Consider the following 16,536-nt stretch of genomic DNA (forward strand, 5'->3'; position numbering starts at 1 on the left):
TTCGCGGCGATCCTGGCATCCGTCCACTCGATCCGTAGTCTGGTCGGCCGTCGCTACCCTGGGTCCGTCCACTGTCGCCAGGGAGGCACGCGGTGCGCATCGAAGAGACGGTCGCCGACCTGGAACGCGTCGCCGCGCGCGAGGTGGGCCGGGGCAGCGAGGCGCTGGCCGGGCCCGCGGCGGGCGGGCTGCTGGCCGCCGCCCGGTCACTCGCCGCCGGGGCGACCGACGCCGCGGTGTTCACCGGGTTCTTCATTCCCGGCGCCGAGCCGCCCGCCGCGGAGACCGACGGCCCGCTCGGCGCGGTCCAGATCGCCGCCGCGCTGCGCCTGCTCGGTGGGCGGTGCCGGCTCGTCACCGACGAGCCCTGCGCCCCGGTGGTCGAGGCGGCCGTCGCCGCCGCCGGGCCGGGCCTGCCGGTCGACGTCGCGCCGCTGCGGGGCTACGAGGAGTGGGCCGCCACCCTCCGCCCCGAGTACGGCGGGCTGACCCACCTCATCGCCTGCGAACGGGCCGGCCCCGGGGCGGACGGTCGCCCCCGCAACATGCGCGGCGAGGACAACGGCGCGCACACCGCACCCCTGGAACGGCTCTACACCTCCGGGTCGGCGTACCGGATCGGCATCGGCGACGGTGGCAACGAGATCGGCATGGGCCGCCTACCGGCGGACCTGATCGGGCGGGTGGTCGCCTCCGGCGAGCGCATCCGGTGCGTGGTGGGCGCGGACGCGTTGCTCGTCGGCGGAACGTCCAACTGGGCCGCCGCCGCCCTCGTCGGCGCGCTGTCGCTGCTCCGCCCCGAGGTGCCCGAGCTTCGGACGCTGCTGGAGCCCGCCTGGTCGTACGACCTGCTGACCGCGATCGTGCGCGCGGGCGCGGTGGACGGCGTACGCCGGCGGTCCACGCTCAGCGTCGACGGTCTCGACTGGCCCGCGTACGCCGAACCGCTCACCCGGATCGCCGAACTGGTCAGGGCAGGCCGCCGCTAGCTGTGGGCGGCTCGGTCGCCGGCCGCAGTGCCCTCGACGGGCGGCCCGCCGCCCGCGCGTGCGCGACCTGACGGGGGCGCGACGGCAGGTGCAGAACGGCGGCGACCACCGCGAAGGCCGCCCAGCCGGCGCCCAGCGCCGCAGCCGACGAGACGTCCTGACAATAGTGGTACGCGGTGAGGAACCCGACCAGCGCGAGGCTGTTGCGGGCGAAGTGCCGGCTGAACTCGGCCAACTGCCGGCGGGCCTCGACGGCGACCAGCACCCCCGAGTACGGGAACGTCACCACCATGCCGCGCAGCACCGCGCCGAGCAGTGCGGTCAGGACCGCCCCGACGAAGATGACCACCAGCTTGAGCAGCACCGGCAGCCCGTCCGGCCGGGTCTCCGCGACGGCGACCGTCTCCTGCGCGGAAGCGCCTCGTCGGCGGGCGCGGCGGCGCAACCACAGGACGGCCGCCAGCCACAGCACGAGCGTGCCGGCGAGGGCCGCCTCGAACGGAATGTCGACGGCCAACAGGCCGGCGCTCAGCGCCACGTAGACGGCGATCCCCGCGACGTCGGCCAGCAGGATCGGCCACCGCCACCGCCGGTGGGTGACGGCCACGGTGACGAAGAAGAGGTTGAGCCCGAGCACGCCGAGCACCTGCGCGCCGTCCACCCGATGACCGGTGGTGACCAGGGCGAGCGTCATCGGCAACGGCAGGCTGTAGACCAGCGCGCGGAGCCGGACGGAACGGATCACGCTGACCGCCCAGACCACGGCCGTCACCAGCAGGACCGCGCTCCACGTCATGGCTCACCCGCTCCCGCCCCGGTGGGGGCCCTCAGTCCTGGAAGGTCGCGGCGTTCGCGCAGAGGTCGAACACGCGGGTGAGCCGAGCGACGTCCGTCCGGTTGACCGAGAACTGATTCTCGCCGATCTCGCCGTGCGCGGTCATGTGGGCCTCCCAACAGCTCGACCCGTCCCAGAGGGTCAGGTTCACGTGCAGGTGCGGACTGACCACCCCGAGCGGCAGCAGACCCACCCGCGCCCCGGCCGCGCGCTGCATCTGCACCAGGGCGGACAGATCGTCGGTCAGCGTGGCGTAGACGAAGACCCGGGTGATCTGGACACCCCGTTGCAGGGCGTCCAGGTTGGCCTCCCAGTAGCGCCGGCCGATCTCACTGCGCCACCAGCTCAACTCCCCGCTGACCCGGGGCATCACGTTGGTCAACCCGTCCAGCCGTCGTACGCAGGCCTGGGTCGCGCCGACCAGGTCCTCGTCCTCGTCACCGCGCCGGATGATCCGACCGTCCGCGAGCTGCTCGGCCTCCAACCGGAACTGCTCGTAGCGCCGCTGCGCCTCCACCGCGACCCGGGTGCCGGCATGCTGCTCGGCCGCCTCCCGCATGGCCCCGGCCAGCTCCGTCGTGGTGCGGACCAGCCAGGGCGGGCCGTCCAACAGGGTGCGCAGGTGGAAGCGGCGCTCCGCGCGGGCCAGCGAGTCGACGAGCAGCGAGATGGTGATGCCCATCAGACCGGCCAACAGCGACTCCACCCCGGAGGCGGCGTTGCTGAGGTCGAGCACGACGCTGAGGGTGATCGACAGCGTGATGCCGACCAACGCCACCGGGTCGGTGTGCGCCACCAGCCGGACGAAGTCCGCGCCCGAACCGCCGCTCTCCCGTACCCGCTGACGGACCACGTCACGAGACATCGAGATCCCCCCATCAGCCGCTCCCGCCAGCGTAGACAGCAACCACAACCAGCAGCCCCGACGCGGCGGGCCGGTAGCATCCCGCAGGTGCACAGAGCGGACGGGCCACCGTCGACCGGAACGGACGACGAGCGGATCACGGCGGACATCCGGGCCTGGGTCTGCTCCACCCCGATCCGCGGCCTGGTCGCCCACTTCGGCGGCGCCTGGCCCGACGGCGACCTCATCGACGTGCTCCGCCACCTCGACGACTTCTCCGCCCTCCACTGGGACTTCCGGGGCGGCCGGGAACGGCCCGACGCCCGGGAGCCCGACCTCGACCCGGCCGCCGCGACCCTCGTGCTGGACGCGGCTGCCGCACTCCGGCTGATCCATCCGGTGCCACCGGCCCGGTCGGCGTACGCCCACCTGGTGGTGCTCGGTGGTCTGGCGCACGCCTGCGTACGCCGCGTCGGCTACGCCGCGCACCTGCTGCGCGCCGGCCTACCGGTGAGCGGCGAGGTCGCCGTCCTGGGCAGCTTCCGGCCGCTGTCGGACGGGGAACGCCGCACCCTCGCCGAGGCGGGCCTGCCGGCCGACGAGACCGAGGTGGACGTGCTGGACACGGCCGTGCGCCGGGTGTTCGAGGTGAGCGCCCCGGCCGAGCAGGACGGCGTCGACGCCGGTCACCCGCACCACTCCTGGTCCTCGCGGACCTACCGACCGGACGGGCTGCCGCCGGTCCGGGTGCTGGCCGCGCCGTCCAGCGAACCCGACCAGCGACGGGCCCACACCGCCGACACCCAGCGGTTCTGGGCCGGCCACGTCCGGCTCGCCCCGGGCGACGAGGTGCTGATGGTCACCGCGCCGATCTACGTGCCGTTCCAGCACTGCGACGCGCTGCGCACCCTGGCCGTGCCGTACGGCTGCGGCATCGACACGGTCGGCGTGGACCCCAACCTCGCCGACCTGGCGGTGCTGCCCGAGCAGACCCTCACCCCGGGGCGCTACCTGCAGGAGATCCGCTCCGCGATCCGCTCGATGCGCGCCCTGCACGCCGGGCTCCGCACGAGCTGAGACGCCGACGAGGGCTGGCGGCATCGGCGACGCCGGTTCAGCCGGCGGCATCGGCGACGGGGGCTCAGCCGGCGGTGTCGGCGACGGGGGCTCAGCCGGCGGTGTCGGCGACGGCCTGGGCGAAGACCTCGGAGCGGTGCTCGAAGTTGCGGAACCGACCGTAGCTGGGCGCGGCCGGGGACAGCAGCACCACCCCGCCGGCAGGGGTCACCTCGCGGGACAGCCGGACCGCGTCCACCAGGTCGTCGACCAGTTCGGTACGCACCTTCGGCAGGCCGGCGAGCACCTCGACGATGCGGGTGCCGCTGTCCGGAATCCCGATCACCGTCAGCTCCCGCTCGGCCAGGTGCTCGGCGAGCGGCGTGTAGTCCAGACCCCGGTCGTTGCCACCGACGATCACTGTCAACGGCCGCCCGTCGTACGCGTCGATGGCGTGCATGGCCGCGTACGGGCTGGTGGCCAGGGTGTCGTCGACGAACGTCAGCCCGGACGGGTCGGTGATCTCGGTGAGCCGGTGGGCCAGCCCCTGGAACTCGGCGACCGCGACGGCGAGGTGGTCCTTGTTGCCCACCACGTCCACGCCGAGCGCGTCGAGCACGGCGAGCGCCACGCAGAGGTTCCCCTCGTTGTGCCGGCCGACCAGCGGCAGCACCGCACGCGGGAAGAGCGGCTGGGCACCGAGGTGGAACCACGGCGTGCCGTCGGCCCCGGTGGCGACGTGGGTGGTGTCGGGGCCACCGGCGCGGACCGCCGGCAGCTCACCCAGTTCCGCGGCGAGCCGCGGGTCGCCACCGTTGACCACGATCGTCTGCGGGTCGTGGGCGAGCAGGTTCAGCTTGTCCCGGTAGTACTCCCGCTCCCCTCCGTGCGCGTCCAGGTGCTCGGGGAAGAGCGCGGTGACCACCGCCACCCGGGGCGAGTCGGTCAGGTCACTGCACTGGTAGCTGGACAGCTCCAGCACGTACAGCTCCGCCTCCGGCAGGTCCAGCGTCGGCACCCCGATGTTGCCGCCGAACACGTTCGGCCGACCCAGCGCGGTGAGCAGGTGGCTGATCAGGCTGGAGGTGGTGCTCTTGCCCTTGCTGCCGGTGACCCCGACGGTCCGGGCGGCGTGGTCGGCCATCCACAGCGCGGTGCCCTGGGTCACCATGACCCCGCGTCGGCGCAGCTCGACCAGCCACGGGTGCGTCTGCGGCACGCCCGGGGACCGCACCACTACGTCCGCGGCGGCCAGCCGTTCGAAGCCCGCCTCACCGGTGACCAGCGGCGCCGCCTCGGCCAGCGGGCCGTCCCACGGCAACGACAGGAAGTTCGCGCTGTCGTCGACGGCGACCAGCTCGGCCGGGCCGTGCGCGGCGATGGCGGTCACAGCGGCCCGGCCCTCCCGACCGGTGCCCCAGACGGCGACGGAACGTCCGCGCAGGTCAGACAGGCGCACTGGGCTCTCCTCGGGGGTCACGGCGGCAGCGGGGCGGGCCCGGTCCGGACACGGCCGGACGAACCAGGGCCTAGTATGGCGTGTGCCTAACGAGCAGCTCCGGCGGATGGACGCCTTCACCTTCCCGTCCTACTCGATCGACTTCGCCACCGGCGAGGTGTTGTTCGACTACGCCCTGACCGGCCCGGCCGGCGATCAGCGGTTCACCGAGGTGATCACCCTCCCGCTGCCGGCGGAGCCGCCCTCGGACGAGACGGTGGCGACCCTCAACCGGGTGCTGGAGGTGCTGCACCTCGTCGCCGGAGTCAGCTACTACAAGGCCGCCGCGCCGCCCCGGCTCGTGCTGCCGACGCCGCTGGGCGCGGCCACCGTCGACTACGTCACGGCCATCTACACCAAGGGCCTCGCGGAGTACGCGTACCGCAACAAACTGCCGCACGTGCTCACGCTGCGCCCGGAGGCGCCGGCCGGCTCCCCGGCGACCCCCCGGGTGTACGACGACTCGGACCGTCGCCCGCTCTCCGCGGTCGGCGGCGGCAAGGACTCCATCGTCAGCCTGGAGGCGCTGCGCCGCGCCGAGCTGGACCCGGTGCCGTTCTCGGTCAACCCGAACCACGTGATCGTCGCCGTCAACGAGGCGTCCGGGCTGGTCCCGCTCGCCGCTCGGCGGCGCATCGACCCGGTGCTGTTCGACCTGAACGCGGCCGGCGCGCTGAACGGGCACATCCCGGTCACCGCCATCAACTCCCTGATCGCGGTGGCCACCGCCGTCCTGCACGGGCTGGGCCCGGTGGTGATGTCCAACGAGCGTTCGGCGTCCGACCCGAACCTGGTCTGGGACGGTCACGAGATCAACCACCAGTGGTCCAAGGGCGTCGAGGCGGAGGGGCTGCTGCGGGCGTCGCTAGCCGAGCACGCCGGTCTCACCGACCCGTACTTCTCCCTGCTGCGGTCGCTGTCCGAGCTGCACATCGCCCGGCTGTTCGCCGAGTTCACCCGGTACGACGACGTGGTGACGAGCTGCAACCAGGCGTTCAAGCTGCGCGACGCGAGTGAGCGCTGGTGCCGGGACTGCCCGAAGTGCCGGTTCGTCTTCCTGGCCATGGCGCCGTTCATGCCCCGCGAGCGGGTGGTGGGCATCTTCGGCGGTGACCTGCTCGCCGACGAGTCGCAGATCCCCGGCTACCGGGAGCTGCTGGGCGTGGACGGGCACAAGCCGTTCGAGTGCGTGGGCGAGGTCGAGGAGTCGGTGGTGGCCCTCGGGCTGCTCGCCGAACAGGACCAGTGGCGCGACGCCCCGGTGATCCAGGCCCTGGTCGACGCCGTCCCGGAGACGGCCTGGTCCGCAGTGGCCCATTCGGACGTCTTCACCCCCGGCGGCCCCAACCACATCCCCCCCACCTACGCAAAAGCCCTGAACGCCCTAGCAACCTAACCAACCCCACCCCTCCCGCCCCCCGCCGCGCCCCGTCCCGCCGATCTTGCACTTTGTGTTGTCGATATGCCGCTTTTACGAGGGTTAGTCCCAGCAGAAAGTGCAAGATCGCGGAGTGTGGGGGTGGGGGGCGCGGGGTTACGGGGTGCGGACTGCTTCTAGGGCCAGTAGGGCTACGTGTAGGGAGAGGGTGGCTTCTACCGAGTCGAGGTCCACGTCGAGGATGCGGGCGATGCGGGCCAGGCGTTCGTAGAAGGCCGGCCGGGACAGGTGGGCGGCGGCAGCGGCTGCGGACTTGTTGCGCCCCTGCTCCAGGTACGCCCGCAGGGTGTCCAGCAGCCGCTCCCTCGGGTGCCGGGCGTCGTACTCCAGCAGGGCGCCGAGTTCTCGTTCCACGAACGTCTGCAGGCGGGGCTCGTCGCGCAGCAGGTGCAGCAGCCCGGCCAGCCCGACGTGCGGGAGCCGGAAGATCGGCAGGTCGCGCCGGTCCCGACGGGCCGCCTCGGCGATCTGCCGCGCCTCGACGAGCGACCGGCGGGCCTCCCGCAGGGTGCTGACCCCGGATCCGGCGGCCACGATCACGGCACCCGGGCCAGCACCCCGGGACGCATCGGCACCGAAGCCCGCGCCCCGGGACGCATCGGCACCGAAGCCCGTACGGGACGGATCGGCGCCGGACGCCGCGTGGGCCGGATCTGAGCCGGAGCCCGCACGGGACGGGTCGGCACCCGACGCCGCACGGGAAGCACCCGACGCCGCACGGGAAGCACCCGACGCCGCACGGGAAGCACCCGACGCCGCACGGGACACGTCGACGGTGGAAGGAGCCCGAGTCGTCTCGACCCCCGGTCCCAGTCGGCCGGTGCCGGCGTCGAGGCGTACCCGACGAAGGGCGCTGGCGAACGCGGACAGCGCGCGGTCCTCGGCGGCCGGGTCCGTCAGGGCCAGCAGCGCGCCCACCGAGTTGTCGTCGACCGCACTGGTCAGCGCCGTCAGCTTCGCCTCCCGCAGGGCCTGGCCGACCGCCTCGGAGAGATCGCGCAGCCGGGCCTGGCCGGCTTCGGGGCCGACCTCCCCGGCGGGGTCGTCGGCGCGGTGCCGGACCATCACGCCGACCAGGTGCCGCCGGTCGAGCACCACGCCGAGCGCCTTGGCCCGCAGTCCCACCTCGTCCACCGGGCGGGAGTGGTCGAGCAGCGCGGTGAGCAGGGTGCGGTGGATCTGCCGTTCCAGGCCCTCGGCGTCGCGGCGGATCAGCCGGCCCAGCGCGAGGGTGGACGCTGCCCGCTCGATCAGGATGGTGAGCCGGGTCGGCGAGCCCGCGCTCGGTTCGACGGCCTGGGCGCTGGGCACGTCGCCGCTGGCCGGCCAGCGCAGCAGCAGCCGCCCCCAGTCCTGCCCCCGGGCGCCGACGGTGGTCACCAGCCAGCCGCTGTCCGGGTCGTACGCGGTCCGCCCGGCCGGACGGATCCGCCGGGAGTGCTGCTCCCAGCCGTCCAGCAGCAGCTCGGCGCTCTCCCCCGCCGGGTCGTACCCGAGCACCTGCCGGGACAGGTTCTCCAGCACCACCGGGCAGCCGGACAGCTCGGCGGCCTGTCGGATCACCTCGGCGGCGTCGGCACCCTCCACGGACAGGTCGTTGAACCGCTGGTGGATCTCCTCGGTGGCGCGCAGCTCGGTGAGCTGCGCGTCGACGATCAGCGCGTGCACCGCCTCGGTGATCCGGACGAACGGGGTGGCCCGGCGCAGCTCCACCAGGGGCAGCCCACGCCGCTCGGCGGCGGCGGCCATCACCCGGGGTACACCGCTGACGTAGCGGCGGCCCAGCTCGACGACGAGTCCGGAGACCCCGACGTCGGCGAGATCACCGATGAACGCGCGCAGCCCGGCGTCGTCCCCGGGCAGGCCGATGCCGGTGGTGAGCACCAGTTCGCCACCGCCGAGCAGAGTGGCGATGTCCGGCACCTCGGCGACGTGCACCCAGCGGACGGGTCGGTCCAGCCCTTCGTCGCCGGCGACCACGCGAGGCGCGCCGTGGCGGACCGGGTCCAGGGCGAGGACCTCACGGACGGTAGGGAACACGGCCGACACGCTACCGTCCGTGACGCCGGATCTCGAACAGCGGCCGGCGACGCGAGCCGGGGCGGCGGCGTGGGCTGCCCCGGCCTGGCGGCGTGGCGCGAGGGCTCAGTCGACCCCGAACTCCATCGCGGCGCGGTCGAGGGCCTCGTCCTCCGCCGAGGCGACGCCCCGGGACGCGATCGCTTCCGCGCCGCCCTCGGGCATCGCGCCGATCAACCCGGTGGAGGCGGCCTGCGCGGCCCCGATCATCCGCTGCGGGTTCCCGCCGCCGCCGACCAGCCCGAGGGAGGCGTACTGCTCCAGCTTCGCCCGCGAGTCGGCGATGTCCAGGTTGCGCATGGTGAGCTGGCCGATCCGGTCCGACGGGCCGAACGCCGAGTCCTCGGTGCGCTCCATGGACAGCTTGTCCGGGTGGTAGCTGAACGACGGGCCGGTGGTGTCCAGGATCGAGTAGTCCTCGCCCCGGCGCAGCCGCAACGTCACCTCGCCGGTGACCGCGGTGCCGACCCACCGCTGCAACGACTCGCGCAGCATCAGCGCCTGCGGGTCCAGCCAGCGGCCCTCGTACATCAACCGACCCAGGCGGCGACCCTCGTTGTGGTAGTTCGCCAGGGTGTCCTCGTTGTGGATGGCGTTCACCAGCCGCTCGTACGCGTAGTGCAGCAGCGCCATCCCGGGCGCCTCGTAGATGCCGCGGCTCTTGGCCTCGATGATCCGGTTCTCGATCTGGTCCGACATGCCCAGGCCGTGCCGGCCGCCGATGGCGTTGGCCTCCAGCACCAGGTCGACGGCGCTGCCGAACTCCTTGCCGTTGATCGTGACCGGGCGACCCTGGTCGAAACCGACGGTGACGTCCTCGGTCGGAATCTCCACCGACGGGTCCCAGAACCGGACGCCCATGATCGGGTTGACCGTCTCGATGCCGGTGTCGAGGTGCTCCAGGGTCTTCGCCTCGTGCGTGGCGCCCCAGATGTTGGCGTCGGTCGAGTACGCCTTCTCGGTGCTGTCGCGGTAGGGCAGGCCGCGCTCCAGCAGCCACTCGGACATCTCCTTACGGCCACCCAGTTCGGTGACGAAGGCGGTGTCGAGCCACGGCTTGTAGATGCGCAGCATCGGGTTGGCCAGCAGGCCGTACCGGTAGAACCGCTCGATGTCGTTGCCCTTGAAGGTCGAGCCGTCGCCCCAGATCTGCACGTCGTCGGCGACCATCGCCCGCACCAGCAGGGTGCCGGTCACGGCGCGGCCCAGCGGGGTGGTGTTGAAGTAGGCCCGACCGCCGGTGCGAATGTGGAAGGCGCCGCAGGTCAACGCGGCGAGGCCCTCCTCGACCAGGGCGGCGCGGCAGTCGACCAGGCGGCCGAGCTCGGCGCCGTAGCTGAGCGCACGACCGGGCACCGAGGCGATGTCGGGCTCGTCGTACTGGCCGATGTCGGCGGTGTAGGCGCAGGGAATGGCGCCCTTGTCGCGCATCCACGCGACCGCGACCGAGGTGTCGAGGCCGCCGGAGAAGGCGATGCCGACACGTTCGCCGGTGGGCAGGGAGGTGAGAACCTTGGACACGGGGAAAATTATGCAATAGAACGTATGGCCATGCAAGCTGATGCGGTCTACCCGCCGTCGACCGGCGCGTCGTCGCGCCCGAGCTCCCAGAACGCCACCGCCGCCGCGGCGGCGACGTTCAACGAATCCACGCCGCGCCGCATCGGAAGGACCACCCGCACGTCGCTGGCGGCCTGCGCCGCCGCGGTGAGGCCGGGCCCCTCGGCACCGAGCAGCAACGCCGCCCGCTCACGCTGCGCCGGGGTCAACCGCTGCATCGGTACGGCGTCCGGCGCGGGCGTCATCGCGAGCACCGTGAAGCCGGCCTCCCGCACCTGGTCCAGGCCCGCGGGCCAGCGGTCGAGCTTCGCGTACGGCATGGCGAAGACCTCACCCATGCTGACCCGCACGCTGCGCCGGTAGAGCGGATCGGCGCAGGTCGGCGACAGCAGCACCGCGTCGACACCGAGCGCGGCGGCACCCCGGAAGATCGCGCCCAGGTTGGTGTGGTTGTTCACGTCCTCCAGGACCACGACCCGGCGCGCGGTGGCGAGCACCTCGGCCGCCGTCGGCAGCGGCCGGCGGTGGAACGACGCCAACACCCCCCGGTGTACGTGGAAACCGGTGGCCCGTTGCAGCACGTCCTGGGTCGCGGCGTAGACCGGGGCGTCGCCGGTGTCCAGGTCGGCGAGCTGGTCGGCCCGCTTGGCGTCGACCAGGTACGACCGGGCCGGGTAGCCCGCGCGCAACGCCCGGCGCAGCACCAGCTCCCCCTCGGCGATGAACAGGCCGTGCGGTGGTTCCCAACGGGTGCGCAGCTCGACGTCGGTGAGCGCCCGGTAGTCGGCGATCCGGTCGTCGTCGGGGTCGGTGATCTGGTGGACGGGCACCCGACGATTCTGCCGGACGCGGAGCAGCGCGCTCCGAGGCCCGCCCAACGGGGTGTTTTGTCCGAAGAAGAAGGGGAATGACCGGCGGACACCGGACGTGACGGGAAGGACCAGCCAGGTGAGCGCAGACGACACCACCCCGGGCGAAGCGGGCACCCTGCCCCGGCGTCCGACCGTCGCGGACCACATCGTGTCGCGACTGTTCAGCTGGGGCGTACACCGCTACTTCGGCTACCCCGGCGACGGCATCAACGGCCTCACCTCCGCGCTGCAACGCACGAACGGACGGGCCCAGTTCATCCAGGTCCGCCACGAGGAGACCGCCGGCTTCGCCGCCTCCGCGCACGTCAAGTACGGCGGCGGCCCGCTGGGCTGCGCGCTGGTCACCAGCGGGCCGGGCGCCATCCACCTGCTCAACGGCCTGTACGACGCGAAGCTCGACCACCAACCGGTGATCGCCCTGGTCGGGCACACCGCGACCACCGCCGAGGGCGGCGGCTACTACCAGGAGGTCGACCTGCTCGCCCTCTACAAGGACGTGGCGGCAGCGTTCCTGGCCCAGCTCGACAACCCGGCACAGGTACGCCACCTGGTCGACCGCGCGTGCCGCACGGCGCTGGCCCGGCGTACCGTCACCGCGCTGATCCTTCCCCTGGACATCCAGGACGAGCCGGCTGTCCCGAACCCGCCCCACGCCCACGGCTACTACCAGACCAGCAACGCGCCGAGCAGCACCCCGACGGTGCCGCCGGAGGCGGACGTACGCCGGGCCGCCGAGGTGCTGCGCGGCGGGCAGCGGGTGGCGATGCTGGTCGGGCAGGGCGCACTCGGCGCACGCGACGAGGTCCGTGAGATCGCCGACCGGCTCGGCGCCGGCGTGGCCACCGCCCTGCTCGGCTTCACCGCCGTCGACCACCGCGAACCATGGGTGACCGGCGCGATCGGGCTGCTCGGCACCCGACCGAGCTGGCAGCTGATGAGCGGCTGCGACCGGCTGCTGATCGTGGGCAGCAACATGCCGTACTCGGAGTTCTACCCGCAACCCGGGCAGGCCCGCGCGGTGCAGATCGACCTGGACGGCACCCAGCTCGGGCTGCGCTACCCGACCGAGGTGAACCTGACCGGCGACGCCCGCCCCACGCTGCGGGCCCTGCTGGACGAGCTGGGCCCCGGCCCCGGGCCGACCGCCTGGCGGGCGGAGGTCACCGAGGCCACCTCGGCGTGGCGCCGCGTGCAACGCGACCTGGCCGAGCAGGCCGCCGACCCGGTCAACCCGCAGTTGCTCTTCCACACCCTCAACGAACGGCTGCCCGACGACGTGCTGCTGGCTGTCGACTGCGGCACCACCACCGCCTGGTACGCCCGACACATCCAGGTACGCCCCGGCATGCTGGCCAGCCTCTCCGGCACGCTGCTGTCCATGGGCGGCGCCATGCCGTACGCGCTGAGCGCCAAGTTCGCCCACCCCGACCGGCCGCTGGTCGCGCTGATCGGTGACGGCGCCATGCAGATGAACGGCGTCAACGAGCTGATCACCGTGGCGAAGTACTGGCGCAGCTGGTCCGACCCGCGCTTCGTGGTGCTGGTGCTCAACAACCGGGACCTGGCGTTCGTCAGCTGGGAACAGCGCTCCACCGAGGGGACGCCGATGTTCCCGGACAGCCAGCAGTTGCCGGACATCGCCTACCACCAGTGGGCCGACGTGCTCGGGCTGCACGGCGAGTTGATCGACTCACCGGATCAGGTGCGCGACGTCTGGGACCGGGCGCTCACCGCCGACCGGCCGGTGGTCATCAACGCCCTGGTCGACCCGGCGGAGCTGATGCTGCCACCGCACTTCACCGTCGAGCAGGCCCGCAAGACCGCGGCTGCGGTGCTGCGCGGCGACACCGACTGGGCCGGAATCATCCGCCGCGGCCTCCCCGCCACCCTGGCCAGCTACCGCCCCCGCCGCCGAGACCGCTGACACCACCCCGCACCCCGCACCCCGCACCCCGCACCCCGCACCCCGCACCCCGCACCCCGCGATCTTGCACTTTCTGCACCGACGAATGCGGGCAAAAGGGCTATTCCGGCAACCGAAAGTGCAAGATCGCGGGGGCAGAGCCGGGGCGGGGACGGGTGGGTGGGTGGGTGGTTAGCCTCGGCGGTCCAGCCAGCGCTGGAGGGCGGAGCGGGGATCGTCGGTGGTGGGGTCCTCTCGACGGTCCGGGGCCTTGGGGCGCTCGACCGGGCGGTGCGGGTCGCCGGCCAGCTCGTGGCTCGGTGCGACGAACGCCTTCTCCGGTTGGCCCTTCACGGCGGTGGCGATGACCCGGGCCACCGCGTCGATCACCTTGGTCTGCACCGCTGACCCCACCGAGTCGGCCGGGTCGTCCGGGTTCGCGGCGATACCGGCCACCGCGACCTGCGGGGTGAAGCCGACGAACGTCTCGGTGGAGTTCTGCTCCGAGCTACCCGTCTTGCCGGCCACCGGCCGGCCGTCGAGGATGTCGTTCACACCGGTGGCGGTGCCGCCGTTGCACTGCCCGAACGCCGACTGCTGACCCACCGGGCAGCGCGCCGCGTCGGTCGCGGCACGGGCCACGTCCGCGTCGAGCACCCGCTTGCAGGACGGCTGCCCCACCGGCACCTTCGTGCCGTCCGCGCCGGTCACCGAGACCACCGGCACCGGCGTGCAGTAGGTGCCCTCGGCGGCCACCGTCGCGTACGCGTTGGCCAGGTCCAGCGGGGTGGTGGCCGCCACTCCCAGAGTGAACGAGCCCCAGTTCGCGGCATTGTTCTTGGCGAAGGCCGCGTCCGAGTCGGCGCGGAACGTGATGCCGAGCCGCTGCGCCATCTGGACCACCTTGTCCTGGCCGACCTGCTCGGCCAGCCAGACGAAGTAGGTGTTCACCGAGCGGCCGAACCCGTCCCACATCATCCGGTACCCGTCCATCCAGTCCGGGTTGGCGTTCGCCGGGCACCAGTGGCCGTCACAGCTACCCGGCCCCTCGGCGGGGTACCGGGTGGGCAGCTTGGCGGGCGCGTCGAAACCGGTGGAGAGGGTACGGCCCGACTCCAGCGCGGCGAGCATGGTGAACATCTTGAACGTGGAACCCGCCTGGTACCCGTCGACGCTGGCTCCGCCGGAGATCAACGGGTTGACGGTGTTCGGGTAGTTCGCCTGCCCGGCCGGGTTGTCGCCGAGGCTGTAGTGCCGGTTGACCGCCATCGCCAACACCCGCCCGGTGCCGGGCTGGACCGCCGCGATCGGCAGGGCGCGCTTGTTGTCGTACCCGTAGACCTTTGTGGCCTGCTGTTGCGCGGTGGCCTGGATCTTCGGGTCCAGCGAGGTGACCACGGTGTAGCCGCCCGCACGCAGTGCCTGCTCGCGCTCCGCGACGGTCGCCCCGAAGGCCGGCTGGGTCAGCCACCACTGGCGCAGGTAGTCGCAGAAGTAGCCCCAGTCGTCGTGGCCCTGGGAGACGGCGGTGCAGCCGTTGGGCTGGGCGGTGGGGTGCAGGGCCAGCGGCTCGGCCTTGGCCTGGGCGGCCTGCGCCGCGGTGATCGCGTTCGTGGCGACCATCGAGTCCAGCACGTACGACCGGCGGGTCAGCGCATCGTCCTTGTCGCCGCTGATCGGGCTGTACGCGTCCGGGGACTGGACCAGACCGGCCAACAGCGCCGACTCGGCGAGGGTCAACTGCGCCGGGGGCTTGCCGAAGTATCGCTGGCTGGCCGCCGCGATCCCGTACGCGCCGGAGCCGAAGTAGGCGATGTTCAGGTACCGGTCGAGGATCTCGTCCTTGCCGAGGTTCTTGTCCAGCGCGCTCGCGTACCGGATCTCCTGGATCTTGCGGCCCACCGTGGGATCGGTGGCGGCGGCGCGCTCTTCGGCGGTGCGGCTGGGGTCGGTCTTGAGCACGTTACGGACGTACTGCATGGTCAGCGTGGAGCCGCCCTGCTCGGTGCCGCCACCCTTGACGTTGGCCACCAGCGCCCGAGCCAGGCCGCGCAGGTCCGCGCCACCGTGGTCGTAGAAGCGCCGGTCCTCGGCCGCCACGATCGCCTGCCGCATGACCGGGGCGATCTCCGACAGGGGTACGTCGGTGCGGTTCACGTCGTAGAACGTGGTGATCAGCGTCTTGCCGTCGTTGGCGTAGAGGTACGAACGCTGCGGCGTGGCCGGGGTCTTCAGCGAGGCCGGCAACGCGGCGTACGACCCGAGCGCGGAGCGGGCGGTGAGCCCGAGCAGCAGGTTGCCCGGCAGCGCGGCGACTGCCAGGACGAGCCCGGCCAACACGCCGGCGAGCAGCACGGTGAACAGCCGCGACAGCGGCGAGCGAGGGGCGGCCATGCTCCCCAGGATTGCCACGAAAGCCGCCAACCGACCACCCCCACACCCGAATTGTCAGCAACTTCACCCCCCCACCACCCAACCCCATGTCTCCAAACCCCCGTCCCCATCTCGGTGATCATGAAGTTATTGCCGGGACACGCCGAGGGCGAGCGCAATAACTTCATGATCAACCGGCGCGGGGGCGGGCGGGGCGGGCGCGCCGGGGTGGGGGGCGGGCGGTGGGGTTAGGGGTTTGGGGTGCTCAGGCTGGCGGTGGCGGCGTCTCTGGCGGTTTCGCGGGGCATCAGGCGGCCGGAGCGGTAGCCGATGCCGATGCCGGCGATCAGCACGAAGATCGCGCCGAAGGTCTGCAGCGAGCCGATCAGGGCGCCGCCGAGGCCGAGCAGCGGCGCGGCGATGATCAACATGACGCCGTCGCCGAGGCTGAAGGTGCCCGAGCGGGCCACCGCCCACCCGGTGAGGAACCAGCCCGCGCTGTAGAACGTGGCGCCGAGCAGAACCAGCGACCGCGCGGTGGTGCCGAAGACCGGCGTCTGCTCCTCGAACCCGGCGAACGGCAGCATCAGCACGGTGCCGGCGATGCTGACCAGCAGCCCGGCGGCGGCCACCCGGCGGCTGCGGGTCGCGGCCAACAGCCCGGTGAGGGCCAGCAGCGCGAGCAGGCCGAGCCAGACCGCGGCCACCCAGCCGATCAGGTACACCGCCCGGCCGTCGGCCGGATAGGGGTCGTTGCCCACCCCTCCGTCGCTGGCCATCGCCACCGCGCCGTAGAGGATGGCGTACGCGGGCAGCAGCCAGACCGCCGCCCGTGCGAACCGGCGCACCGACCAGGCCCAACTGGCGTTCGTGGCGGGGGCGCCCGGGGTGGGCTCGCCGACGAAGGGCAGTACGCCGAACCCGCCACCGCTGCGCCGGGAGCCCAGCGGGGCGACCGGGTCGTGCGCGCCGGGCACCGGGGCCGAGGACCACATCCGCTTCGCCGGATCCTTCATGCGTCACCTCGCTCGTCGTCGAGCGGTGCACCGACGCGCCGGGGCGCCCCGATTGCCTGGTCACCACCCGTCC

Annotated in this window: 12 protein-coding genes; 4 read left to right on the top strand and 8 right to left on the bottom strand. The window is 72.8% G+C overall.

Features of this window, described 5'->3' with window-relative positions:
• Positions 1 to 92 precede the first annotated feature (92 nt).
• Positions 93 to 989 (top strand): glutamate cyclase domain-containing protein, encoded by an 897-nt coding sequence (locus ACZ6NZ_RS31315; protein ID WP_465861456.1) that lies wholly within the window; start codon positions 93 to 95, stop codon positions 987 to 989.
• Here ACZ6NZ_RS31315 and ACZ6NZ_RS31320 read toward each other — a convergent pair.
• Both ACZ6NZ_RS31320 and ACZ6NZ_RS31325 read right to left on the bottom strand, forming a co-directional pair.
• The gene (locus tag ACZ6NZ_RS31320) at positions 970 to 1,785 is read right to left on the bottom strand and encodes a hypothetical protein (RefSeq protein ID WP_465861457.1); all 816 of its coding nucleotides are present in this window, start codon (positions 1,783 to 1,785) and stop codon (positions 970 to 972) included. The two genes, ACZ6NZ_RS31315 and ACZ6NZ_RS31320, sit on opposite strands and share 20 nt — an antisense overlap.
• Before the next feature lie 31 nt (positions 1,786 to 1,816).
• On the bottom strand, positions 1,817 to 2,689 hold the full coding sequence (locus ACZ6NZ_RS31325) for a hypothetical protein (RefSeq protein WP_465861458.1): 873 nt from the start codon (positions 2,687 to 2,689) through the stop codon (positions 1,817 to 1,819).
• Positions 2,690 to 2,776: 87 nt separating this feature from the next.
• On the opposite strand from ACZ6NZ_RS31325, the gene ACZ6NZ_RS31330 reads away from it, so the two are divergent.
• The gene (locus tag ACZ6NZ_RS31330) at positions 2,777 to 3,745 is read left to right on the top strand and encodes a hypothetical protein (RefSeq protein ID WP_465861459.1); all 969 of its coding nucleotides are present in this window, start codon (positions 2,777 to 2,779) and stop codon (positions 3,743 to 3,745) included.
• Between the two features lie 91 nt (positions 3,746 to 3,836).
• Here the strand turns inward: ACZ6NZ_RS31330 and murD are convergent, their stop codons facing one another.
• Complete coding sequence (gene murD / locus ACZ6NZ_RS31335; protein WP_465861461.1) at positions 3,837 to 5,183, bottom strand: UDP-N-acetylmuramoyl-L-alanine--D-glutamate ligase; 1,347 nt, start codon at positions 5,181 to 5,183, stop codon at positions 3,837 to 3,839.
• Between the two features lie 82 nt (positions 5,184 to 5,265).
• Here murD and ACZ6NZ_RS31340 point away from each other — a divergent pair, with 82 nt between their 5' ends.
• A complete protein-coding gene (locus ACZ6NZ_RS31340; RefSeq protein ID WP_465861462.1) occupies positions 5,266 to 6,618 on the top strand; it encodes a MurL-like N-terminal domain-containing in 1,353 nt (450 codons plus the stop codon).
• Positions 6,619 to 6,756: 138 nt separating this feature from the next.
• On the opposite strand, the gene ACZ6NZ_RS31345 is transcribed toward ACZ6NZ_RS31340, so the two are convergent.
• The 3 genes from ACZ6NZ_RS31345 to ACZ6NZ_RS31355 form a co-directional block, all read right to left on the bottom strand.
• Positions 6,757 to 8,700: a PucR family transcriptional regulator gene (locus ACZ6NZ_RS31345; RefSeq protein ID WP_465861463.1), complete on the bottom strand. Its 1,944-nt coding sequence runs from the start codon at positions 8,698 to 8,700 to the stop codon at positions 6,757 to 6,759.
• A 105-nt stretch (positions 8,701 to 8,805) separates the two neighbouring features.
• Complete coding sequence (argG, locus tag ACZ6NZ_RS31350; RefSeq protein WP_465861464.1) at positions 8,806 to 10,260, bottom strand: argininosuccinate synthase; 1,455 nt, start codon at positions 10,258 to 10,260, stop codon at positions 8,806 to 8,808.
• Between the two features lie 47 nt (positions 10,261 to 10,307).
• Positions 10,308 to 11,177, bottom strand: a complete 870-nt coding sequence (locus ACZ6NZ_RS31355) for a TrmH family RNA methyltransferase (RefSeq protein ID WP_465861465.1) — start codon at positions 11,175 to 11,177, stop codon at positions 10,308 to 10,310.
• 70 nt (positions 11,178 to 11,247) lie between these two features.
• Between ACZ6NZ_RS31355 and ACZ6NZ_RS31360 the strand changes: the two genes are divergently transcribed.
• The gene (locus tag ACZ6NZ_RS31360; RefSeq protein ID WP_465861467.1) at positions 11,248 to 13,095 is read left to right on the top strand and encodes a thiamine pyrophosphate-requiring protein; all 1,848 of its coding nucleotides are present in this window, start codon (positions 11,248 to 11,250) and stop codon (positions 13,093 to 13,095) included.
• A 171-nt stretch (positions 13,096 to 13,266) separates the two neighbouring features.
• On the opposite strand, the gene ACZ6NZ_RS31365 is transcribed toward ACZ6NZ_RS31360, so the two are convergent.
• Entirely contained in the window at positions 13,267 to 15,468 is a 2,202-nt protein-coding gene (locus ACZ6NZ_RS31365; protein WP_465861468.1) for a transglycosylase domain-containing protein, read from the bottom strand.
• Between the two features lie 227 nt (positions 15,469 to 15,695).
• A complete protein-coding gene (locus ACZ6NZ_RS31370; RefSeq protein ID WP_465861470.1) occupies positions 15,696 to 16,463 on the bottom strand; it encodes a hypothetical protein in 768 nt (255 codons plus the stop codon).
• Positions 16,464 to 16,536: the final 73 nt, after the last annotated feature.

This window comes from Micromonospora sp. NPDC047756 (genome assembly GCF_055587245.1).